The organism is Salinimonas lutimaris (assembly GCF_005222225.1).
Lineage (GTDB): Bacteria > Pseudomonadota > Gammaproteobacteria > Enterobacterales > Alteromonadaceae > Alteromonas > Alteromonas lutimaris.
Genome location: NZ_CP036536.1, coordinates 1,335,663 through 1,359,322 on the forward strand (window position 1 = coordinate 1,335,663; position 23,660 = coordinate 1,359,322).

22 protein-coding genes are annotated in these 23,660 nt (G+C 49.7%); 9 read left to right on the plus strand and 13 right to left on the minus strand.

Annotated features, from left to right (window positions below):
• Nucleotides 1-77 precede the first annotated feature (77 nt).
• The 3 genes from EZV72_RS05590 to EZV72_RS05600 form a co-directional block, all read right to left on the minus strand.
• Nucleotides 78-2,243 (minus strand): malate synthase G, encoded by a 2,166-nt coding sequence (locus EZV72_RS05590; RefSeq protein WP_137166316.1) that lies wholly within the window; start codon nucleotides 2,241-2,243, stop codon nucleotides 78-80.
• Between the two features lie 77 nt (nucleotides 2,244-2,320).
• Nucleotides 2,321-3,277 (minus strand): LysR family transcriptional regulator, encoded by a 957-nt coding sequence (locus EZV72_RS05595; protein WP_137166317.1) that lies wholly within the window; start codon nucleotides 3,275-3,277, stop codon nucleotides 2,321-2,323.
• Nucleotides 3,278-3,523: 246 nt separating this feature from the next.
• Nucleotides 3,524-5,119, minus strand: coding sequence for an isocitrate lyase (locus EZV72_RS05600; protein ID WP_137166318.1), 1,596 nt, complete (start codon nucleotides 5,117-5,119; stop codon nucleotides 3,524-3,526).
• 272 nt (nucleotides 5,120-5,391) lie between these two features.
• Between EZV72_RS05600 and EZV72_RS05605 the strand changes: the two genes are divergently transcribed.
• Nucleotides 5,392-6,342 carry a chemotaxis protein CheV gene (locus tag EZV72_RS05605; RefSeq protein WP_175405055.1) on the plus strand — a complete coding sequence of 317 codons (951 nt, stop codon included), beginning with the start codon at nucleotides 5,392-5,394 and terminating at the stop codon, nucleotides 6,340-6,342.
• 104 nt (nucleotides 6,343-6,446) lie between these two features.
• A complete protein-coding gene (locus tag EZV72_RS05610) occupies nucleotides 6,447-7,901 on the plus strand; it encodes an alkaline phosphatase (RefSeq protein WP_137166320.1) in 1,455 nt (484 codons plus the stop codon).
• 39 nt (nucleotides 7,902-7,940) lie between these two features.
• Here the strand turns inward: EZV72_RS05610 and EZV72_RS05615 are convergent, their stop codons facing one another.
• The 9 genes from EZV72_RS05615 to EZV72_RS05655 form a co-directional block, all read right to left on the minus strand.
• Nucleotides 7,941-8,657 carry a VC0807 family protein gene (locus EZV72_RS05615; RefSeq protein WP_137166321.1) on the minus strand — a complete coding sequence of 239 codons (717 nt, stop codon included), beginning with the start codon at nucleotides 8,655-8,657 and terminating at the stop codon, nucleotides 7,941-7,943.
• Between the two features lie 174 nt (nucleotides 8,658-8,831).
• Nucleotides 8,832-9,386, minus strand: coding sequence for a rhomboid family intramembrane serine protease (locus EZV72_RS05620; protein ID WP_137166322.1), 555 nt, complete (start codon nucleotides 9,384-9,386; stop codon nucleotides 8,832-8,834).
• Complete coding sequence (locus EZV72_RS05625; protein WP_137166323.1) at nucleotides 9,383-10,546, minus strand: glutathionylspermidine synthase family protein; 1,164 nt, start codon at nucleotides 10,544-10,546, stop codon at nucleotides 9,383-9,385. The genes EZV72_RS05620 and EZV72_RS05625 overlap by 4 nt, the downstream gene beginning before the upstream one ends.
• Nucleotides 10,547-11,161, minus strand: a complete 615-nt coding sequence (locus EZV72_RS05630; protein WP_137168670.1) for a DUF1190 family protein — start codon at nucleotides 11,159-11,161, stop codon at nucleotides 10,547-10,549.
• Nucleotides 11,162-11,173: 12 nt separating this feature from the next.
• Nucleotides 11,174-11,590: a DUF350 domain-containing protein gene (locus EZV72_RS05635; protein WP_137166324.1), complete on the minus strand. Its 417-nt coding sequence runs from the start codon at nucleotides 11,588-11,590 to the stop codon at nucleotides 11,174-11,176.
• Nucleotides 11,591-11,601: 11 nt separating this feature from the next.
• A complete protein-coding gene (locus EZV72_RS05640; protein WP_137166325.1) occupies nucleotides 11,602-12,249 on the minus strand; it encodes a YjfK family protein in 648 nt (215 codons plus the stop codon).
• Between the two features lies 1 nt (nucleotide 12,250).
• Nucleotides 12,251-13,300: a potassium channel family protein gene (locus EZV72_RS05645; RefSeq protein ID WP_232364517.1), complete on the minus strand. Its 1,050-nt coding sequence runs from the start codon at nucleotides 13,298-13,300 to the stop codon at nucleotides 12,251-12,253.
• Between the two features lie 135 nt (nucleotides 13,301-13,435).
• Entirely contained in the window at nucleotides 13,436-14,116 is a 681-nt protein-coding gene (locus EZV72_RS05650; protein WP_137166326.1) for a PspA/IM30 family protein, read from the minus strand.
• A 24-nt stretch (nucleotides 14,117-14,140) separates the two neighbouring features.
• Nucleotides 14,141-14,530 carry a DUF2170 family protein gene (locus EZV72_RS05655; RefSeq protein WP_137166327.1) on the minus strand — a complete coding sequence of 130 codons (390 nt, stop codon included), beginning with the start codon at nucleotides 14,528-14,530 and terminating at the stop codon, nucleotides 14,141-14,143.
• A 211-nt stretch (nucleotides 14,531-14,741) separates the two neighbouring features.
• Between EZV72_RS05655 and EZV72_RS05660 the strand changes: the two genes are divergently transcribed.
• The 7 genes from EZV72_RS05660 (at nucleotide 14,742) to EZV72_RS05690 (ending at nucleotide 21,093) form a co-directional block, all read left to right on the plus strand.
• Nucleotides 14,742-15,008, plus strand: coding sequence for a DUF6471 domain-containing protein (locus EZV72_RS05660; protein WP_408640830.1), 267 nt, complete (start codon nucleotides 14,742-14,744; stop codon nucleotides 15,006-15,008).
• Between the two features lie 211 nt (nucleotides 15,009-15,219).
• A complete protein-coding gene (queA, locus tag EZV72_RS05665; protein WP_137166329.1) occupies nucleotides 15,220-16,254 on the plus strand; it encodes a tRNA preQ1(34) S-adenosylmethionine ribosyltransferase-isomerase QueA in 1,035 nt (344 codons plus the stop codon).
• Nucleotides 16,255-16,386: 132 nt separating this feature from the next.
• Entirely contained in the window at nucleotides 16,387-17,499 is a 1,113-nt protein-coding gene (gene tgt, locus EZV72_RS05670; RefSeq protein WP_137166330.1) for a tRNA guanosine(34) transglycosylase Tgt, read from the plus strand.
• A 23-nt stretch (nucleotides 17,500-17,522) separates the two neighbouring features.
• On the plus strand, nucleotides 17,523-17,861 hold the full coding sequence (yajC, locus tag EZV72_RS05675) for a preprotein translocase subunit YajC (RefSeq protein WP_137166331.1): 339 nt from the start codon (nucleotides 17,523-17,525) through the stop codon (nucleotides 17,859-17,861).
• A 59-nt stretch (nucleotides 17,862-17,920) separates the two neighbouring features.
• On the plus strand, nucleotides 17,921-19,765 hold the full coding sequence (secD, locus tag EZV72_RS05680; RefSeq protein WP_137166332.1) for a protein translocase subunit SecD: 1,845 nt from the start codon (nucleotides 17,921-17,923) through the stop codon (nucleotides 19,763-19,765).
• Between the two features lie 10 nt (nucleotides 19,766-19,775).
• Complete coding sequence (secF, locus tag EZV72_RS05685) at nucleotides 19,776-20,717, plus strand: protein translocase subunit SecF (RefSeq protein ID WP_137166333.1); 942 nt, start codon at nucleotides 19,776-19,778, stop codon at nucleotides 20,715-20,717.
• Nucleotides 20,718-20,844: 127 nt separating this feature from the next.
• Nucleotides 20,845-21,093: a hypothetical protein gene (locus tag EZV72_RS05690; RefSeq protein ID WP_137166334.1), complete on the plus strand. Its 249-nt coding sequence runs from the start codon at nucleotides 20,845-20,847 to the stop codon at nucleotides 21,091-21,093.
• A gap of 1,665 nt (nucleotides 21,094-22,758) precedes the next feature.
• On the opposite strand, the gene suhB is transcribed toward EZV72_RS05690, so the two are convergent.
• Nucleotides 22,759-23,535 carry an inositol-1-monophosphatase gene (suhB, locus tag EZV72_RS05695; RefSeq protein ID WP_137166335.1) on the minus strand — a complete coding sequence of 259 codons (777 nt, stop codon included), beginning with the start codon at nucleotides 23,533-23,535 and terminating at the stop codon, nucleotides 22,759-22,761.
• Nucleotides 23,536-23,660 lie beyond the last annotated feature (125 nt).

Sequence of the window (23,660 nt, forward strand, 5' to 3'; positions counted from 1 at the left end):
CATTGATATTAAAAAATCGATTAAAGAGTGAGGTTATGATAGTAAAACGCGCCTTAAAAAGACGCGTTTTTGAATTATCAGGCGCGGGCTTTCATCTGTTTGCGCCGTGCATGCAGCAGTGGCTCGGTATAACCATTAGGTTGGCGGGTACCTTCAAATATCAGCTCACTGGCAGCCTGAAACCCGATGGCGTTGTCCAGATCCGGTAGCATTGGAATATACTCCGCATCGCCGGCATTTTGTTCATCAACCAGCTTTGCCATACGGGCCAGAGTCTCTTCAACCTGCTGGCGGCTGACAATTCCATGCACCAGCCAGTTGGCAATATGCTGGGCAGAGATTCGTAAGGTTGCCCGGTCTTCCATCAGGCCCACACCGTTAATATCCGGCACCTTGGAACAGCCGATCCCCATATGCACCCAGCGCACCACATAACCCAGAATACCCTGAACATTATTATCCAGTTCCTGCTTTATTTCTTCATCCGACAGCTGGACATCGGGCGCCATCAGCGGCACGGTTAAAATATCCGTTAGGCCATTAAAGTCTGTATTTTCCAGCTCCTGCTGAACGCTGAAAACATCAACCTGATGATAATGCAGCGCATGCAGAGTGGCGGCAGTGGGTGAGGGGACCCACGCCGTATTGGCGCCAGCCTTGGGGTGATCGACCTTGGCATCCATCATCGCCTGCATCTGGTCTGGAATGGGCCACATTCCTTTGCCAATCTGGGCTTTACCGGATAATCCACACTCAAGCCCGGTAACCACGTTGGCCTTTTCATAAGCAACAATCCAGGGTTCGGTTTTAAGCGCTGCCTTGCGGGCAAACGCACCGGCCAGCATCGAGGTGTGAATTTCATCTCCGGTACGGTCTAAAAAGCCGGTATTGATAAACACAACACGCTCCCGGGCTTCGCTGATACAGGCTTTTAAGTTAACGCTGGTACGGCGCTCCTCATCCATCACACCCATTTTAAGTGTGTTGGCCGGCATGCCCAGTATGTTTTCTACCCGACCAAACAGGGTATTGGCAAATGCCACTTCCTCAGGCCCGTGCATTTTCGGTTTAACGATATACACATTATTGGCGCGGGAGTTTTTAAAGCGGCCATTGTTCTTCAAATCATGAATGGCGATGGCTGAGGTGATCATGGCGTCCATCAGGCCTTCAAACACCGGTTCTCCGTCCAGCAAAATCGCATCGTTTTGCATCAGGTGACCCACATTTCTGACAAACATCATGCTGCGACCCGGCAGTGTGAGTTTACTGCCATCTGTGTCCGTGTATTCCCGGTCCGGATTCATCTGACGGGTTATTTCAGCGCCGTTTTTGGTCATAGTGATTTGCAGATTACCCTGCATCAGCCCAAGCCAGTTCTGATACACCAGGGTTTTGTCCTCAGCATCAACCGCGGCCACCGAATCTTCACAATCCATAATGGTGGTCAGGGCAGCTTCCATCAAAATATCTTTAACCCCGGCTGGGTCGCTCTTGCCGACCGCCGCTTGCCGATCGAGCTGGATTTCAAAGTGCAGTCCGTTATGTTTAAACAGCAGTGCAGAAGGGGCGCTGGCATCGCCCTGATAACCGGCAAAGCAGGCTGGATTTGCCAGCTGACGGGTCTGGCTGTCACTAGTGCGGGCCAGACACTGCCCATCCTGAACAATATACTGTGTCACATCACTGTGGCTGCAACCTGATAACGGAACCACATCATCCAGCCAGGCTTTTGCTTTGGCCACAACGGCATCGCCACGGGTTTTATTATAACTGCTGCCTGGTGCCAGCTCGCCTTGCTGGCTAATCACATCTGTGCCATAAAATGCATCGTACAAGCTGCCCCAGCGTGCATTTGCCGCGTTTAATGCATAGCGGGCGTTGTTGATAGGCACAACCAGCTGGGGACCGGCCATGGTGGCAATTTCTGCATCGACCGGGCCGGCGTTCAGACTCACGCTGTCGGGCTGTGGCACCAGGTAGCCAATATCACGCAAAAATGCCTGATAGCTTTCCTGGTCCAGCGCGCCCTGTTCTTTATGGTAGGCGTCAATTTTTTCCTGCAAGGCATCACGCTTGTCCAGCAGGGCCTGATTCACCGGGGTGAGGTCTGCCAGCAGGCTTTCAAAGCCCTGCCAGAAAGCCGCAGGCTGCACTCCCGTGCCAGGCAGAACCTTTTCGTTAATAAATGTGTGTAGGGTAGAGGCGATGTTCAGGCGACCCTGTTCGGTATATCCCTGCATTATTTTTCTCCGCAATGCTTTTTAAACCAGTGTAGAGAGAGTCGCCCTACATTTTTAATTTATGGTTTGTATGCTTGTCATTTATTTGCTGAATGATTCATTTGTTCTGCCACATCACTGATCAGCCGGCGCAGCCAGATATGCCCGGCGTCATGATGTAACAACGCACTCCAGGCCATTTTCAGAGCAATGGGCGGAATGTCAAACGGCGGCGCTTTTAACACTACCTGGGGGTCATCAATGAACAGCCGGGCAGCTTTGGTGGGCAATGTGGCAATCAGGTTCTGGGTTTTGGCGATTTGCAGGGCTGCATGATAATGGCGGGTAAACACCCGGATGTCCCGCTGCTTGCCCAGTTTGGTCAGCTCAGCATCCACCCAGCCCAGTTTCTGAACTTCATTGGGGTCGATACCCACGCCCACACCAAAACCGGTTTTACTGACCCATACATGGCTGGCCGACAAATAACTGTCTAAATCAAACTGCCCCGCAGCCATGGGGTTTTCGGCGCTCAGCACACAGCTGAAAGTGTCATACCAGATGACTTTTTGATGAAACGACAGCGGCAGCTCTTCAAACCGGTTAATGGCCATATCCACTTTGCCCTGTTCCACATCGTGAAAGGTCACATCAGACGGGGTAATCAGATCCAGGGTTATATTGGGAGCCTGAATGGCCAGTTCGCTGAGCAGGCCCAGCAACAGTGTGCTTTCAGCATAGTCGCTGGTCATTATCCGGAAGGTACGCTTGCTGGTGGCGGGGTCAAAATCTGTTTCCGGCTGAATCGAGCTTTCAAGCCGGCTTAATACATCCCGGATAACCGGTTGTAATTCCAGTGCCCGTTTGGTTGGCGTCATGCCATCGCTGGTGCGCACCAGCAACGGGTCTTTAAACAGATCCCGCAGCCGTTTCAGGCCGTTACTCATTGCGGGCTGAGTAATACTCAACTGATTGGCTGCCCGGGTCACGCTGCCTTCGCGTAGTAGCACGTCCAGGTAGACCAACAAATTCAGATCTACTTTGGCTATATTCATAATTGTGATGCCTGTGCTGATAGATATAGGGTTGGTCGATTATAAAGCGAATTAAAGACGCTGTCAGATTGACTTTTAGTTGTAAGATAACCTGCTTTATGAATCTAACTTAATGAAAATGCTATGAAAAGTAGAGCCCAGTCTGCTCTGTATTAATTCTATCCAGTCATTATCATCATAAAAATTGATAACTGCTGTGAATAAAAAAGGCTCCCGAAGGAGCCAGTGTTGGGAACAGGTTAACGCTTAGGCGTCGAACTGGTTCATTGTGTTGTCTTTACCGCTGGCTTTCAGTGCGCCTTCGCCTGAGAAGTACTCTTTGTGGGTATCACCCAGGTCAGAGCCTGCCATCGCCTGATGTTTAACACACGCCAGACCTTCACGGATTTCCTTACGCTGAACACCTTTGACATAAGCCAGCATACCTTCATCACCAAAGTAGCCTTTAGCCAGGTTATCGGTCGACAGCGCTGCTGTGTGATAGGTGGGCAGCGTGATAAGGTGGTGGAAAATACCGGCTTCACGGGCTGCATCTTTCTGGAAGCTCTGAATCTTCTTATCGGCTATGCCAGCCAGCTCGCTTTCATCATACTGCGCAGACATCAGCTTATCGCGGTCATAGGCTGATACATCCTTGCCTTCTTCCTGCCAGGCATCAAACACCTGCTGACGGAAGTTCAGTGTCCAGTTGAAAGAGGGCGAGTTGTTGTAAACCAGTTTGGCATCAGGCACCACTTTACGGATTTCATCCACCATGTCAGCAATCTGGCGAACATGCGGTTTTTCTGTCTCAATCCACAGCAAGTCAGCACCATTTTGCAGCGAGGTAATACAGTCCAGTACTACACGATCAACACCGGTATTGGCTTTAAAGCGGAACAAACCGTTAGGCAGGCGCTCTGGTTTCACCAGTTTGCCATCCTGTTTGATGACCAAATCGCCATCGTTAATATCATCAGGACCATTAACTTCAGTGGTCTCAAGAAACGCATTGTATTGAGAGGCCAGATCGCCCGGTGCATTCGATACCGGTATCTTCTGAGTCAGACCAGCGCCCAGAGAGTCAGTCCGGGCAACAATCACGCCATCATCCACACCCAGCTCCAGAAAGGCGTAACGTACGGCGTTAATTTTTGCCAGGAAGTCCTCATGAGGTACGGTGACCTTACCATCCTGGTGACCACACTGTTTGGCATCCGACACCTGGTTTTCAATCTGGATACAGCAGGCACCGGCTTCAATCATTTTCTTGGCCAGCAGGTAGGTCGCTTCCTCGTTACCAAAACCGGCATCAATATCAGCCACAATTGGCACCACGTGGGATTCAAAATTATCAATCTGATCCTGAATTGCAGCCACATCGCCACCGTTTGTTTTTGCTTCGTCCAGCTGTTTGAACAGTTTACCCAGTTCGTTGGCATCAGCCTGACGTAAGAAGGTGTACAACTCTTCAATCAGCATAGGCACCGTGGTTTTTTCGTGCATAGACTGGTCTGGCAGAGGACCAAACTCAGAGCGCAGGGCGGCAACCATCCAGCCAGACAGGTACAGGTAGCTCTTTTTCACCGTGCCCTGATGCTTTTTAATAGACAGCATTTTCTGCTGGCCTACAAACCCATGCCAGCAACCCAGTGACTGGGTATACTGAGATGAGTCGGCATCGTAGTCAGCCATATCCTGGCGCATAATGGCGGCGGTATAGCGAGCAATGTCCAAACCGGTTTTAAAACGGTTTTGTGCTTTCATCCGTGCTGCATACTCAGGATTGATGCCATCCCAGGTACCATTCTGGGTAGATTTAAGCGTAGCAATCGCGTCGATATCTGTTTGGTATTGAGACATGCTCGTTCTCCATTTCTTTTTGTTTCGTTAACTGTACCGACCGCGTTGTGTCAGTCAGTGAATTTCGTAAGGTCCATTTCATCCTAGGTGGGTTTTTGAGATAACGTAAATATATTGTTGTCATTGTGGTCATTCATGGTGTGAATGATGATTGGCAAGGTAGATTGGCAGGGGACAAAAATTTCGCGATTAATTTCGACTAATGACAAATTGCGCCGATAGGTAAACTAAAATATAACTACAGCAAAAATAATGCGGAAGTAAGTAGCATAATGAGCAGTATTCTGGCGTCTGTTGACCAGCGAACCAAGCTAGTGGGTGAAAACCGGCTGGAGCTTTTGATGTTTCGGTTAGGTACCCGAAATGCCTTTGCCATCAATGTTTTTAAGGTAAAGGAAGTGATTAAGGTGCCCGCAATGAATGCCATGCCCGGCGCGCATTTTAATCTCAAAGGCGTGACCACTTATCGGGGCAAGTCGATTCCGGTCATTGATTTACGCCAGGCGATTAAAATTCGCGGTGCCGGTATCGGGGATTATCCGGTTAATGTCATTATCACCGAATACAACCGCACCGTGCAGGGCTTTTTAATTGGTGATGTACTGAGCATTGTGAATACTTCCTGGCAGGAAATTATGCCGCCACCTAAAGCCATTGGTAAAGCAAACTATCTGACCGCCATCACCCAGATGAATATCGCCGGTCAGAAAGAGCTGGTGGAAATTATCGATGTGGAAAAAGTGCTGGCAGAAATTATTGAATACGATACTGCCATTTCAACCTCATTGCTTGAGGACCCGGCTATTGCCTCTTTGCGGGGCAAAAAGATTCTGGCTGTTGATGACTCATCTACTGCCCGCCGGCAAATAAAAGAAACACTGGGGCAGCTTGGTATCGACATCATTGAGCGGGAAAATGGTGCCCAGGCCCTGAAGCTGTTAAAGCAATGGGCGGATGAAGGCAAAACGATTACCGATGAAATCCTGATGATGTTTACCGATGCTGAAATGCCGGAGATGGATGGCTACCGGCTCACTTCCGAAGTACGTAATGATCCGCGTATGCAGCATTTGTTCATTGCTTTAAATACCTCATTAAGCGGAAGTTTTAACGAAGCGATGGTAGAAAAAGTGGGCTGCGACCGGTTTATTTCCAAATTTCAGCCTGACATGCTGGTGGATGTGGCCTTACAGCGGATGCGGCAGGTGCTGGAGCAAGGTTAATTGTGCGGTTCATCTGTGTTTTCAGGGTGTTAAAAGAATAAATTTTGTTCTCAATGGGGTGGTACATTACAATCTTTGCTGATTGTTTTTCACGGATGCTTTTCATGTTTCGAAAACTACTTTATGTCACAGCTGTCTCGGCAATGGCGTTGCAGGGCTGTGCCCAGTCACCCGGGTCATCTGACAGCCCGCAAACTCATGCTTCTGCAACACCTAAAAATATAATTATGGTGGTTGCTGATGGTATGGGACCCGCTTATACCACTGCCTACCGCAACTATGCTGATGATCCGGCTACGCCGGACGTTGAGTCAGTGGTACTTGACGATATTCTTATTGGTAATGCGTCAACCTATCCGGCCAATGTATCCGGTTATGTCACAGACTCTGCCGCTGCGGCCACTGCGTTGGCTTCTGGTATCAAATCCTATAATGGCGCCATTGGTGTTGATGACAAAAAACTGCCGGTGGAGTCAGTATTACAGTTGGCTAAACAACAGGGCATGCGTACCGGGGTTGCGGTGACCTCCCAGATAAACCATGCTACCCCGGCTGCCTATATTGCCCATAATGAAAGCCGCAAAAACTACAACGCCATTGCTGATAGCTATTTTGACGATCGCATTGACGGCAAGTTTGTTGCCGATGTAATGCTGGGCGGTGGCACCAGCTACTTTGAGCGCAAGGACCGGGACCTGGTTGCCCAGTTTATTGATGCCGACTATCAGTATGTCGACAGCTATAACAAACTGGCGACCCTGCCTGAAGGTTCTAATGTGCTGGGTTTATTTGCCCCGGTGGGTTTACCGGCAGCGCTGGATGACAGTCGCCCTCATCGTCTGGCGTATCTGGCCGAGCATGCTATCAAACACCTGGAAAACCCCAACGGCTATTTTTTGCTGCTGGAAGCCAGCCAGGTAGACTGGGCGGGTCACAGCAATGACATCGGCTCAGTGGTGGCGGAAATGGATGACCTGGCAGCAGCCATCACGTATCTTAAAGGCTATGTAAAAAGCCACCCTGATACGCTGGTTATACTGACTGCAGACCACAGTACCGGTGGCCTTACCATTGGGGCAAATGGCGAATACCTGTGGCAGCCTGAGTTTTTACACCAGATGAAATCATCGGTCACTACGATTGCCCGTAATTTACCGGACATGGAACAGCCTATGGCATACATCAGTCAGCAGCTGGGTTTTGCTTTGACCGACGAAGATAACCAGCAGCTGCAACAGGTGCTGGATGCTACATCAGAGCAAGCTCGTGAAACCGCGCTAAAAGCATTTCTGGACAACAAAACCAATACGGGCTGGACAACCAGCGGACACACCGGTGTGGATGTAGAAGTATTTGGTTTTGGGGCTGGGCATGAAGCATTTGAAGGTCAGATTGATAACACCGACATTGCTAAAATTATGAAGCGCTTTGTCGCCGGAAAAGCAGCACCTGTTGCCGCATCAAAGGTGACCACCTCACCGAGCGCCAGCCCTGCAGCCACCCAACAGGGCAAAGCTAACGAGGCCTGTAATTTTAAAGAAAGCTGGCGCTGCGAATAATCAGCTTCACCCATAAAAAACGGCTCGAGAGCCGTTTTTTTATTTCTGATTCAGAAAGGTTTCTAATTCCTCTCCGGTAATCTTGCCAATCTGGCTGAACAGATACCATAGTGCAGTGACCAGCAAAATCATGCTGGGTATAACAATAACCGGGTAGCTTAAGGCTGTCATACGTCCCAGCTCTTCGGTATAGGCCGTGGTGCCCGGCTCACTGACCAGAATCACTTTCGCCAGAATATAGTTCAGGGCAGAGGACAGAAAAAACGAGCTGGCAACAATGTACGAACTGACCGCCACTTTCTTTTTAAACTCCGCCTGCTTGTTATGGCGATCCAGCGAGGCGTTCAGGGCCTCCCAGTTAATAATCTGATCGTTCAGAATAAGCATTTTTACCAGTGGCTTTTTGGTGTACTGGGTGACTAGTACGGCAATGCCGATGAGCGCCGGAATCGCAGCTTCTTTGATAGCGATGTATTCTGCCGGTAGTTTCAGCAAACTGATGCCGCCGGTCAGCAAAACACTGATAATTCCCAGAATAGAAAAACCATTGACCTTGCCGGATTGTTTTAAATCCCAGAATCCGTAGCCAATTGGAAAGATAAGAGCGGCAATAATACTCCAGGCCGGACCCAGATATTCATCAGAGCTGGTGTAGCTCATAATGACAACCGGAATAATGATATTAAAGGCCAGGTTTCCTAAAAAGCCCTGGTTCTGACTTTGCTGTTGTTTTGCTTGCTGGTTCGACGACGTCATGCAACCTTCACTTCTGCGGGCTGGTTTACAACCCTGATTATTTTTAAATACGGGCCAGCTGACAAACTGGCCGAATGTACATTGTAACAGGCTGATTTTAGCCACACACCCATACTATCGTTTAAAAGCGCTTAACTGCCTGTTTGCCCGGCAATTTAAGTCTGCAAAAGCCGCTTATTTGCCGGCTCCCCAGCGCCAGGCGGCCAGCAGACCGGCCAGAAAACCGAACAGGTGATATTCGTAAGAGACAAACCGGTCAGTGGGCAGTAATCCAAAGAGCATGCCGCCATACACTACCGCAACCAGTACCGACATAATCATGTAAGGAACTCGCCGGGTTTTAAACCCAGCCAGCAGTAAAAAGCCCAGGTAGCCATACACAATACCACTGGCACCAATGTGCATTGCCGAGCGACCAAACAGCCAGACTCCCAGGCCAGACAGAATAAAAATAGTCAGCGTGGTTTTGGTGAAAATTCGGGTGCCCCATTGCCAGGTCAGCCACATAAATACCAGCAGTGGAACCAGGTTGGCAAACAGGTGCGAGGGTGAACCATGTAAAAACGGGGCGGTGAAAATATGCCAGATACCTGGCGTAAAGCGGGGCAGTACGCCCAGATTGTTTAAGCTGTGAGCAGTGAAAAAGTTGATAACCTCAATCACTATCAGCACAAGTGCAAGGCTGCCTAAAAAGCGCAGCTGTTGTTTAAGCGGTGGTGTATGACTCATAAAATTATATGGGGTACGTAACGGGATAAATCCTGGGTGATAACGTGCGTGTCTTCACGCACTGAAATACCGGCAGGCAGATTATCTACCAGCCAGCTGCCTATAAGCGTATGGTTACGGCTGAACTGGGGAAGTGGATGAAACTGCTGGATGATAAATCCCTCGTCACCATAGGGTCCTTCAGACAACGCGGTTTCCACCCCATTTTCAATCAGCGAGATATTAGCCCCTTCCCGGGAAAATACCGGCTTTTTAATCCAGCGCCCGGTGCCACTGTGGGCCGACTCATCGGCAAACCAGGCAGGCAGCAGGTTAGGATGATTGGGAAACATCTTCCATAACTGGGGCAACAGTGCTTTATTTGACAAAATGGCTTTCCACAGCGGTTCCAGCCAGTTGACCTGCGCACTGCTAAGCGCCTCGGCAAAGGGCTCGCGCAGCATAAACTCCCACGGATACAGTTTAAAACAGTCGGTAATGGGGGCATCGTTCAGGTCGGTAAATACGCCGGTATCAGCCAGTCCGATATCTTCAATAAACACAAAGTCGGTGTGAATACCGGCTGCTTCGGCGCAATCCTGCAAATACTGCACGGTGCCGCGATCTTCATCCGTCTCCTGACAGCAGGCAAAATGCATCTGGTTAAGCTGATAAATACTGGCAATATCGGTAAACCGGTGAACCAGCTTTTCCTGCAGGGAGTTAAACTGATCAGCACTGCGTGGCAGGTTCAGCCGGTCAACCTGTTGCTCAAGCCACAGCCATTGCCAAAAGCCGGTTTCATACAGGGACGTTGGCGTGTCTGCGTTGTTTTCCAGCAATTTTGCCGGACCGGTTCCGTCATAGACCAGATCCATGCGTGAATACAATGACGGGCTGCGCAGCAGCCAGGATTCTCGCATCAGGTCCCAATAGGCAGAAGGGATTTGAAAGCGCTGTAACAGGGCTTCGCTGTGCACCACTTTATCGACCACAGCCAGACACATCTGATGCAGCTCGGCGGTTGGGTCTTCTAAGTCACGTTCTATCTGCTCAAGGCTGAACTGATAGTAAGCACTTTCATCCCAGTAAGGCTCGCCGTACATGGTATGAAAGTGAAACCCATACTGGTTTGCCTGTTGCTGCCAGTCTTTGCGTGGCGCAATGGTATGACGAAGCAATCAGCCTCCCCAGCCACCAGAGCGAGAGCTGCTGCCCCAGCTGGATTTAGCCCTGACCGAACTGCCAAAACCGCCCCGGCTCATGGTGCGGGTGACAGCCGGCTTGGGTTTAAACTGGGACGGACTGACGCGGTAGTTGCGTTTGCGAATATCACCGTCAAACACATAGCCGTCAGCCGATACCCAACGCGAGCGAAACGGCGAGTAGGGCGAGTAAGAGGTAAACAGAGGCTGCGAGTAATACCGGTTGGGTGACAGCAGCTGACTGACCATAAAGCCGGCCATGAACGGCATGAAAAAGCTGCCGGACTCATTAGTAACCTGACGGCACTGATTCTGGCCAAACTCATATTCACAGTCATACTCGGAAGAAAATTTCGGGCTGGTGCGCGATGCCTCATCCACGGCCTGCTGATAGGCCGCCTGACACTGAGAGGTAGCATCCGGGTTGTCACTTGAACATTCGTCTACCGAAGTATAAACCTGGGCAGGCTGGCGGTCGTTGGAACAGGCACTAAGCAGCACACTGGCCACACCCAGCGCCAGAGGTTTAACCGCAAAATGCTTACGCATGCGGCCAAGGTCAATGGTTCGGGTACGTTTTTGCGTAGTCATCATGAACCTCGCTTAGTAGGTCATACAGGCGGCGTTTAGTAAGCCTACAGCTATCGACATGGCAGCCAGCATAGTCCCGGCTGACACTTCATTATTATTGATGCGTTCGGCGATGCGCGGCATAAAGGTAAAGCGCAACAGGGCAAAGGCCAGACACTGTGCGATAATGGCCACCACTCCCCAGATTGCAAAATCAACAATTCCCAGCGAGTTAGCAGCCGCCCCCGACAGCGCCAGGGCAAACCCTACAATAGAACCGCCGAAACCGACGGCGGCAGCCACGTTTTTATCCTCTTTGACCAGTTTCCACTCGTCATGGGGAGTGACCATGGCGTAGGCAAACTTAAAGATGAATAAAAACACAACCGAGGTGACAAAGTAGAGCGCGAAGTTATCCAGCCCTGCCAGTGACGCCAATATAGTATCCATGGAATAGTCCTCTAACCGTTAATTTGAATATCTGCAGGTTGTATATCAAAACCGGTACTGATAACCAGACAGCGGTCATGATTGTTACCGATAATTTTTTCTTCACCCACCACCAGTAACGACTCGGTGCGATCGTTTTCAAGTGGGCGTTCATAGAGCATCATAAACTGATCTGTTGTGCTGGTATCACCATCTTCTTCATACGTGGTTTCGGTCACCGCTACCGGTGGCGAGGTGTCGCCTACGGCACTCCACACTCTGGTGTAGGTGTGTCCGTCCAGCGTATAGGTGGGTTGCGAGATCAGATTTTTCAGACAGTCCTGCCACTGGGCCTGCGAGCCGATAGTGCGGGTTTCGTAAAAATGCCAAAGCTTCACATCGGTGATGTGATTTTCGGTCAGGCCGCCATCGGTAACCACCTGCAAAAAGGCCTCGTCGTCGGTATAAAAACGCAGCAAATTACCGCCGCTATCCAGCGGGGCATCGCCCACCGCCTGAATCAGCTGTGACCGGGCACAATCAGATATGGTTAGCTGCGGTAGTAACAGACTCAGTTTCAGGTTATCCAGCTCAAACGACCCGCCCAGATACAGCCCCATAATTTCAGGCGCCTGCGGTTTTTCAGGTTTTTTGTCACGGCCAAAAAGTTTGCTAAACATATCAGCTTCCTATTTTGTTCCAGTCAATATCGTGGATACGGTTTTCTGCAATGTAAAACAGTTTGTCTTTTGGGCTCAGCGTGACGTCAAAATCCGGGTTCACCACCATATTCTGATACACGCCGCCGGGCGCATAACCGATAAAAATAGCATCATAGTGCTTTTTCAGGTTGATGAATACGTGCCCAACGGTCAGTTGTTGGCAATTGTCGGGCAGCGCCACAGAGAACTGGGCCTGACCGTCCACACCCAGCAAATCGTGGTGCAAAATACTGGAGCCCGGATCAAACACTGACTTGGCCAGCATTTCCACCGCTACGCTGGGCGTGCATTCTACTTTAGGGCAGTGACTTTGCAGCAGCGGAACCAGGGCATCGTCAGTAAAATAAGCTACCTGATGGGCATTTGGATTGCGCTGGGAGGTATACAGTGCAGTGGTCAGCGTGACATCGTCCTGCGGGTTATCGATGAGAATGACACTGGCATCTGCCACGCAGGCCCGGTCCATATCCACGTCTTTATTAAACGATTCCACATGCACAAACTCAATGTTGCCAGGCATCGGATTGGTAATATTGGCTTTTACGCACAGCACAATATCAGGTTTGTTCTCCAGGTGCCGGCGCTCTTTAATCAGCAAATCCAGCAGCAACATGGTTTTTTGTTCATTCCAGCCAATGACCAGTATGTGGTCCTGCACATGTAATGATTTCATTCCGGTTAATCCTTTCTGCCACTGATTACTGACCCAGGCTGCAATTCGACCGATAACCATGGCAAAAATACTCAGGCCGGCCGGAATCACCAGCAGGGCAACGACCATCTTGCCTGCCGGGGTGACCGGCGACAAATCGCCATAGCCGACGGTGGATGCCGTAACCGCTAACCAGTATATAAAGTCAATCTGTTGGGTAAGTGCGTGCTCACTTGCTGCGTACAACGACAGCCAGCTCAACAGTGCGTAAAGCAGGGTAATCACCACAATGGTGTACCAGCGCAACTCACTGAAGTACCGCACCATTATTTTTCGAAAGTAAGTCCAAGACCCCATGGTCAGGGTAACATCCTGTTGTTATTGTTTAACTATTAATTGCAGTATGCCTGCTGTCATTTCGCCACACAACCGCTAAGCCAGCGCGGGCCGTGAAATAAAAAAGCCCGCACTAAGGCGGGCTTATGGCGTTACTTATTTGCCCAGAATCCGGCTTAGTTCATCGTCGGCCGAGGTTTTTCCACCTCTGATGCCGGCTTCAGCCAACCGTTTTTCTAAGTCAGTATTACTGTCTTCGCTGGCCAGTTCTTCAGCGGCTTCCAGCTCGGCAGAGCGCATTTTCTGCTTTTCCTGAATACGGCTGAGCGATTCTGTGGCCGTTTTCATTTTGCTGTTTGCACCCATATGGCGTGATGAAACGGCTACCTGCGCTTTATGCACACTTTCGGTAGCCTTCACCATATCCACCTGTTGTTCAAGACGGCGCAGATTGGCTTTGGCTTGTTGAATATTGCCTGCAAGCTGCTTTTCTGATTGCTCGAACTGGTCCAGATAGGCCTGTTCCTGATCTCGCTCTTCTTTCAGCTCAGAAACTTTCTGCGCACAGTCCAGCGCTAGCTGACGGTCGCTGTCAATGGCTTTACGGGCATGGGCTTCGTACTCAGCAATAGAGGCATTAAAGCTGTCTATTTTTTGCTTAGACAGTTTGCATTTGGCCAGAATCTGGGTACGGGCGTGGTCAGACTTACGCAGCTCTTCTTTCGCCTCGCGGATTTCCTGATCCAGAATGCGCAGAGCCTGGCTGTCGGCAACAGATTCTGCCGCTTCGGTCGCTCCGCCTTTTACTGCGGTGATAAGTTTTTTCCAAACAGACATTCGCTTCTCCTGTGACGGGGTCGGTTAGTGTAAGTGAGTTTCGTACGCATCTAAAAACGATGCGACATTCTGAAACAGGGTTTCAACTTCAATGACAACGCTTTCTTTTTTGGACTGGGCGCTTAAGGCCCCAAACGCTGTATAGTATTCTTCACCGTTGATGGTAGAGATGCCCACCGTGGTCAGCGGAAACACCATATGGGTGGATAAAATTTCATGATCCAGCGCAGCTTTGTCTTTAACCTGACTGGCTGCAAACAGCAGGCTTTCTACCAGGATTTGTTCACCACTGATTGCCAGCCAGGCGTCAATGCCATCCGGGTTTGCAATAAGCAGGCAGTTATCTTCACGGGTAACGACAAAGTCATCGAAGTTCGATAACAAAGATTCAAGCTGGTCAAGATCCCAACTCATAGCGTGTCTCCTTTACTGTGGGTTGAAGCGAATGTCGGGTTGGTTTAATCACACTGGTAAGACTGTAACGGTAAACAGCCTTCACGCCAACATTCGCGCGCTCAGTGTAGACAGATGAGGGCACTATGGTCAATAATCAATAGTGTTTTAATGTGTAAATAAATATTTTTTTGTGAGTTATAGTTCACGAATGTGAATGTGGGAGGCAGGCGTGGCAAAACCCAGTAAATGGCGGCAGGCAGTACAACGTATTGTAAAATCTGAAATGTCGGTGCGTGGTGTGAAGTATCAGGGCCTGAGCGACAGGCTGGCAGAGATAGGCATTGAGCAAAGTGCAGATAACCTGCGCAATAAAGTCAATAAAGGCATTATGGGCGCTGATTTATTGCTGCAAATCCTGATGGTATTAAATGCCCGGCCGTTGTCGATGGAAAATTTAGTTGAAATCCTCACTGATCTTGAGCGTGAAGACGGGTAAACTACCGGCCATAAAAAAGCCCGGTCAAATAACCGGGCCGTAGAATATAGGATAAGTTTGGGAGAACATCATCTCTATTCACGGTCATCTTAACCGATTAAGTTAATTTGTATATAAAGTAACCGTATTGAGACTGATTAAATAGTATGCAATCCCATACGCTTTGATGCTTTTGTCCTTGTAATTCAGAAATTTACGTTTTGGTATTGTAATGAAACTCAGTGATTTTAACTTCTCTTTACCGGACAATTTAATTGCCCGATACCCCACCGAACAGCGCAGCGCGAGCCGACTGATGCATCTGGATGGCAAAAGCGGTCAGGTCAGGCACACCATGTTTGCTGACATGTTGTCGCTGGTTGAAGAAGGCGACCTGCTGGTATTTAACAATACCCGGGTTATTCCGGCGCGACTCAAAGGTAACAAAGAAACCGGTGGTCAGGTTGAGGTTCTGGTAGAACGTATTTTAGCAGACGATACGATTTTAGCTCATGTGCGGGCGAGTAAAGCGCCCAAAGCCGGAACCCGGTTATTGCTGGAAGACAAAGTTAATGCAACCGTGCTGGGGCGTCAGGATGCATTGTTTCATCTTGAATTTAACCACGCTGAGAGTGTACTGAGTTTACTTGAGGCACATGGTCATATGCCGTTACCGCCTTACATCGACCGTCCGGATGAAAGCAGTGATAAAGAGCGCTACCAGACGGTGTATAACGAAAAGCCCGGCGCTGTGGCCGCGCCGACCGCCGGCCTGCATTTTGACGATGCTATTTTGCAGCAGCTTAAAGACAAAGGCGTGCGCACCGAGTTTGTTACTTTGCACGTAGGCGCCGGCACATTTCAACCGGTCCGCGTTGATAATATTCTTGAGCATAAAATGCACGCTGAGTATGCCGAGGTAGACCAGCAGGTTGTTGATGCGATCAAGCAAACCAAAGCGGCCGGCAAGCGGGTCATTGCGGTAGGCACCACATCGGTCCGCTCGCTGGAGTCGGCAGCCCAGGCGGCTGGCGATCAGTTGATTGCCCCGTTTATGGATGACACCGAGATTTTTATCTACCCGGGATATAAATTTAAGATCATTGATGCCATGTTCACCAACTTTCACCTGCCAGAGTCAACGCTGATTATGCTGATCAGTGCGTTTGCCGGCCGTGATAATGTGATGAACGCCTATCAGCAGGCGGTAGAAAACGAATATCGCTTCTTTAGTTATGGCGACAGCATGTTCATTGAAAAAGCCTGATTGCGACCGGTAAACACAAAAATGTTACCGGAAGTGCTTTGTCTACATGATCTGAGCGGCAGAACTGGTATAATCGCCGCCAATTTATTTTGACCAGCGCGCTTTGCGCCCGATATTGGAACAGACATATTCATGCAGTTTGAATTGTTAAAAACAGAAGGCAAGGCCAGACGCGGGCGTCTGGAATTTGACCGTGGCGTGGTTGAAACTCCCGCCTTTATGCCGGTTGGCACCTACGGCACTGTGAAAGGGATGACCCCTGAAGAGCTGAAAGATACCGGTGCTCACATTTGTCTTGGGAATACCTTTCACCTGATGCTGCGACCGGGAACCGGCATTATTCAGCAGCACGGTGATCTGCATGATTTCATGCATTGGGATAAGCCAATCTTAACGGATTCAGGCGGCTTTCAGGTTTTCAGTCTGGGTGATTTACGTAAAATTACTGAAGAAGGCGTGACGTTCCGTTCACCGATCAATGGTGAAAAAATTCTGCTGACGCCGGAAAAATCCATGGAAGTGCAGCGTGAGCTGGGCTCTGACATTGTCATGATTTTTGATGAATGTACGCCATTTCCGGCCACTGAGCAGGAAGCCCGTCTGTCGATGGAAATGTCACTTCGCTGGGCTAAGCGCAGTAAAGACGCCCATGGTGACAGCAAGGCAGCACTGTTTGGTATTATTCAGGGCGGTATGTATGAAGACTTGCGCGATGTATCGCTGGCCGGCCTGGAAGAGATTGGCTTTGACGGTTATGCCATCGGCGGGTTGTCGGTAGGCGAGCCTAAAGAAGATATGATTCGCATTATTGACCATACTGCGCATCAGATTCCTGAAGACAAGCCACGCTATCTGATGGGCGTTGGTAAACCAGAAGACATCGTTGAGGCAGTGCGCCGTGGTGTTGATATGTTTGACTGTGTGATGCCAACCCGTAATGCGCGTAACGGCCACCTGTTTGTTACTGAAGGCGTGGTTAAAATCCGAAATGCCCGTCATCGTAACGACACCTCACCACTGGATGAGAAGTGTGATTGCTACACTTGCAAAAACTACTCACGGTCTTATTTACATCATCTGGATAAATGTAATGAAATCCTGGGGGCGCGCTTAAACACCATTCACAACCTGCGTTATTATCAGCGGGTTATGCAGGGTCTGCGTGATGCAATTGATGCTGGCAAACTGGATGAGTTTGTTGCTGAATTCTATGCCCAAAAAGACATGCCGGTTCCGGCACTATAACAACAACGAGATAGAGGAAAACTATGAGCTTTTTTATTTCTGATGCACATGCACAGGCTGCGGGTGGCGCTCAACAGGGCGGCGGTATTGAAATGCTGATCATGCTTGGCGTGTTTGGTCTGATTTTCTACTTTCTACTGTACCGTCCACAAGCTAAGCGTGTAAAAGAACATAAAGCCCTGGTAGAGTCGCTGAGCAAAGGTGATGAAGTACTGACCCAGGGTGGTCTGGTAGGTCGCATCACTAAAGTGAGCGAAGAGAAGGACTTCATCGAAATCGCCCTGAATGACACCAACAACATTGTTGTTCAAAAGTCATCGGTTACCGCTGTGCTGCCTAAAGGCACAATGAAAGCAATCTAAAAGTTCTACGCCGGGGCCGGAATTCTGTGTTCCGGCGTCCGGCAAAAAGGAATTTGTCCGTGTTAAATAAGAACTCTGTCTGGAAGGTACTGATCGCACTCCTGTTCGTGGGTCTGTGTGCTCTGTATGCACTTCCGAACCTGTACGGTGAAGACAATGCCGTGCAAATATCCGCTGGTCGTAACGCTGAAGTTACTGAGCAGATGGTCAGTCAGGTAGAGCAAACGCTGGCTGCCAACGAGATTGATCCAAAACGAATCGAATTTGAAGAGGGCCAGATTCTGGTGCGTCTGACCGGTTCTGAAGATCAGCTTAAAGCCCGCGAAATGCTGGAAAAAGCCTTAGGCAGCGATTATGTCGTGGCCATGAACCTGGCTGCTGATACCCCGCAATGGCTGGAAGACCTGAGTGCAACGCCAATGAAACTGGGTCTGGATTTGCGTGGTGGTGTGCACTTTCTGATGGAAGTGGACATGAGCGAAGCTATTGATAAATCACTGGAAGATGCCGAAGGTGATTTTCGTACCGCACTACGTGAAGAAAAACTACGCTATCGCACCGTCACCCAGCGTGATAACTATATCGACATCATTTTTCGCGACCAGGACACTCTGGACAGCGCGAAATTCTTTTTGCGTAACCGCAACCGGGATCTTGAATATTCAGAACCAGGCAACCTGACACTACGGGCGACTTTCTCTGAAACCAAACTTAAAGAAATCCGCGATTATGCGGTAAAGCAGAATATTACCATTCTGCGTAACCGGGTTAACCAGCTGGGTGTTGCCGAGCCACTGATTCAAAAGCAGGGCGCTGATCGCATTGTGGTGCAGTTGCCAGGTGTTCAGGATACGGCTCGGGCCAAAGAAATTCTTAATGCGACAGCTACGCTGGAGTTTCGTCTGGTTGACCAGGATAACGATGTTCGCGACGCTGTTGCCGGTCGTGTACCACCTGGGTCTCAGTTAATTGAAGACAAAAATGGTCGTCCGCAATTGCTGGAAAAGCGGGTGATGCTAACCGGTAACCATATTATTGATGCTAACAACAGTGTTGATGAATACGGTATCCCTCAGGTAAACATTTCTCTGGACTCTGAAGGCGGTAATAAGATGTCGCGCGGTACGCGCGGTAATATCGGCAGCCCGATGGCCACGGTGTTTATTGAATATAAAGCAACCGGTGAGAAAAACGATCAGGGCAAGCTTGTTTTTGAAAAGCATGAACAGGTTATCTCTGTGGCCACCATTCAGGCTCAGCTGGGTAGCAGCTTCCGTATCACCGGGCTGGACTCGCCTAAAGAAGCCCGCGACCTGGCGCTGTTGTTACGGGCCGGTGCTTTGATTGCACCTATTCAGATTGTGGAAGAGCGCACTGTAGGTCCAAGCCTGGGTCAGGAAAATATTGAACTGGGTATGCAGGCGATTGTTTATGGTCTGGCCGCCGTGCTGCTGTTCATGCTGATTTACTACAAGGCATTTGGGATTGTGGCCAACGTTGCGCTGGCGTCTAACCTGGTGATGATTGTTGGTATTATGTCGATGATCCCGGGCGCTACCCTGACCTTACCGGGTATGGCGGGGATTGTACTGACCGTAGGTATGGCGGTTGATGCCAACGTGCTGATTTTCGAGCGTATTCGTGAAGAATTGCGTGAGGGCAGAAGTCCGCAGCAAGCTATTCATATGGGCTACGACAGTGCATTTTCTACCATTTTAGATGCCAACGTGACGACCTTTATCGCCGGATTGATTCTGTTTGCTGTGGGAACCGGTCCCATCAAAGGCTTCTCAATCACACTGATGATTGGTATTGCAACATCCATGTTCACTGCAATCTTACTAACCCGCATTATCGTTAATGCTGTGTGGGGTGGTCGGAAAGTGAAGAAATTGGCGATTTAAGGAGAAGACGATGCGTTTAATTAATCTGTCTGGCGACGTCAATTTCATGCGCCTGCGCATACCGGCGCTGGTGCTATCGACCTTGCTTATTATTGGCTCAATTGTGTCGCTGGCGACCAACAGTCTGAACTGGGGCCTGGATTTTACCGGCGGGACGCTGATTGAAGTGGGCTATGACAAGCCGGCAAAACTGTCAGATATTCGCCGCCAGCTGACCAGCGCGGAATTTGAAGATGCTGTTGTGCAAAACTTTGGTTCCAGCGAAGATGTGCTGATTCGTATTGCTCCCCGTGATGGTGTGAAATCAAATGTGATTGGCGATCAGGTTCTCGCGGCGCTTCGCGCTGGGGGTGATAATGTGGAAATGCGCCGGATTGAGTTTGTTGGTCCTAACGTGGGCGAAGAACTGACTGAGCAGGGTGGCCTGGCCATGCTGACTGCACTGTTGTGCATTCTGGTGTATGTTGCCATGCGATTCGAGTGGCGTTTTGCTCTGGGGTCAGTATCAGCCCTGGCACATGATGTGATTCTGACTCTTGGCCTGTTCTCAGTGCTACAGCTTGAGTTTGACCTGACCGTACTGGCAGCGGTGCTGGCGGTGATTGGTTACTCGCTTAACGACACCATTGTTGTATGTGACCGTATTCGCGAGAACTTCCGCAAGATTCGTAAAAGCGAGCCTACCGGCATTGTGAATACCTCGCTGACGCAAACGCTAAACCGAACCATCATTACCTCGCTAACGACCATTTTGGTACTGATTGCGCTGTTCTATAAAGGTGGTGCACTGATTCACGGGTTTGCTACAGCCCTGCTGTTTGGTGTGATTATCGGTACTTACTCATCAATCTACATTGCCAGTTCTGTTGCGCTGGCACTGGGTATCAGTAAAGAAGATTTGATGCCGCCACAGATTGAAAAAGAAGGTGCTGATCAGGACTCACTGATGTAAGCCAACTGACACTGACTAAAAGCCGCTGTGAACAGCGGCTTTTTTTTATCTGAAATCTTTTATCAATGATTAAACTCAATTAACCATGGTGCGTAGGCAACAATGAAGAGATCATCTGGAGCCTGTTATGTTTTGCAAAGCCATTCCAACTCACACCGCCACCCTTATCGCTGACGATAAAAAACTGGGAAATTTTGATGCCACTTTGAATGATAAACACCTGTCTGTCTGGGCTGATCCCAAAATAGTTAAGCCTTATAAAGAGGTAAAAGTGTGTTTAAGCCACGGGGTTCGCTTCACCGTACCGGTATCTGAGGTAAAGTGTAATAAAGCGATGTTGGTAGAGCCTGATAGTCTGGAGTTTGTTTTAAGCTGAGGGTTTTGAAATCATCCGTCGTCCCGTAAGGCCGCAGGCCTATAAGGGATCTTTATAATAACCCGTCGTCCCGTAAGGCCGAAGGCCTATACGGGATCTCGTGAACAGTCTGGCTCATTTAAAACAACCACTGAATAACGTTAGCCATGTACCCAGGGAGAGCCCTGATACCGCTTCGCGGTTCAGGGACGACGGTAGGGGCAAAGTCACGGGCATCTTTTTAATAACCCGTCGTCCCGTAAGGCCGAAGGCCTATACGGGATCTCGTGAACAGTCTGGCTCATCTAAAACAACCTCTGAATAATGTTAGCCATGTACCCAAGGAGATCCCTGATACCGCTTTGCGGTTCAGGGACGACGGTAGGGGGGCAAAGTCTCGGGCATCTTTTTAATAACCCGTCGTCCCGTAAGGCCGCGGGCCTATACGGGATCTCGTGAACAGTCTGGCTCATCTAAAAAACCACTGAATAACGTTAGCCATGTACCCAGGGAGATCCCTGATATCGCTTCGCGATTCGGGAACGACGGTAGGGGCAAAGTCACAGGCATCTTTTTAATAACCCGTCGTCCCGTAAGGCCGAAGGCCTATACGGGATCTCGTGAACAGTCTGGCTCATCTACAACAACCACTGAATAATGTTAGCCATGTACCCAGGGAGATCCCTGATACCGCTTCGCAGTTCAGGGACGACGATGGGGCAAAGTCACGGGCATCTTTTTAATAACCCGTCGTCCCGTCGTCCCGTAAGGCCGCAGGCCTATACGGGATCTCGTGAACAGTCTGGCTCATCTACAACAACCATTGAATAACGTTAGCCATATACCCAAGGAGATCCCTGATACCGCTTCGCGGTTCAGGGACGACGGTAGGGGGCAAAGTCCTGAGTATTATTGTTATACCGCTACGCGATTCGGGAACGACGGTAGGGGCAAAGTCACTGGCATCTTTTTAATAACCCGTCGTCCCGTAAGGCCGAAGGCCTATACGGGATCTCGTGAACAGTCTGGCTCATCTACAACAACCACTGAATAACGTTAGCCACGTACCCAAGGAGATCCCTGATACCGCTTCGCGGTTCAGGGACGACGGTAGGGGGGTAAAGTTACGGGCATCTTTTTAATAACCCGTCGTCCCGTAAGGCCGAAGGCCTATACGGGATCTCGTGAACAGTCTGGCTCATTTAAAACAACCACTGAATAACGTTAGCCATGTACCCAAGGAGATCCCTGATACCGCTTCGCGGTTCAGGGACGACGATAGGGGGCAAAGTCCTGAGTATTATTGTTATACCGCTACGCGGTTCAGGGACGACGGTAGGGGGGCAAAGTCACGGGCATCTTTTTAATAACCCGTGGTCCCGTAAGGCCGAAGGCCTATACGGGATCTCGTGAACAGTCTGGCTCATTTGAAACAACCACTGAATAACGTTAGCCACGTACCCAGGGAGATCCCTGATACCGCTTCGCGGTTCAGGGATGACAATAAGGGGAAGTCGTCTCGAGTATGGTCTTCATACCGCTACGCGGTGCAGGGACGACGATGGGGGTAAAAGTAGTCCCGGCACAATCGTTGTAGTGCCCGGCCGTTCAGGGGGATCTTTAAACTGTTAAAAACAAAAAAAAGCGGCCGAAGCCGCTTTATCATTACGTTAACTATTTCAGGTATTACTTAAGGTGTTTGACCAGAGCCTGAACAACCTTCGGGCTACCAGCAACAATCTCACCTTTATGCAGAGGGTCGTTGCCGCCCTGGAAGTCTGTGGCCAGTGCACCGGATTCGCGAACCAGTAGCTCACCAGCAGCAATATCCCATGCTTTAACACCGCGCTCCCAGTAACCATCGTGACGACCGGCCGCTACATAAGCCAGATCCAGTGCAGCAGAACCTGCACGACGGATATCGCCACATTCGTGGAAAATTTTGTTCAGGCTTAATGCGTACTCGGCATAGGCAGTCTTGTTTTTAAACGGCAGGCCGGTGGCAAGAATTGAATTGGTCAGGTCCCGCGGCTTAGAAGCACGGATACGGTAGCCATTTAGCTGTGCACCCTGACCCCGGCTGGCGGTAAACAGTTCGCCACGGATAGGATCAAACACTACAGCCTGATCAAGACGGCCTTTGTGCAGCAAAGCAATAGAAACGGCAAAATGAGGAATGCCTTTGATAAAATTGGTGGTGCCATCAAGCGGATCGATAATCCACTGGAAGTCGCTATCCGAGCCTTCGGTTGTTCCGCTTTCTTCACCTAAGAAGCTGTGATCAGGATATGACTGACGAATTTTTTCGATGATCGCCCGTTCTGCTTCCCTGTCGATTTGCGTCACAAAATCATTCGCGCCTTTGGCTTCAAGCTGAAGATCATCCCGTTTTTCAAAGCCACGAATAATAACAGTACCAGCAGCACGCGCAGCGCGCACCGCAATATTTAGCATCGGATGCATAGATAAACCACCAATTGTAAAAGACCAGAGAGCTACCGGCAGATGCCCATAGCTGTAAAAACGCGCGAAGTGTACCTGCCGACACACTATTATGCAATCGCAGTGTTGCTTAAGTACATTGCAAA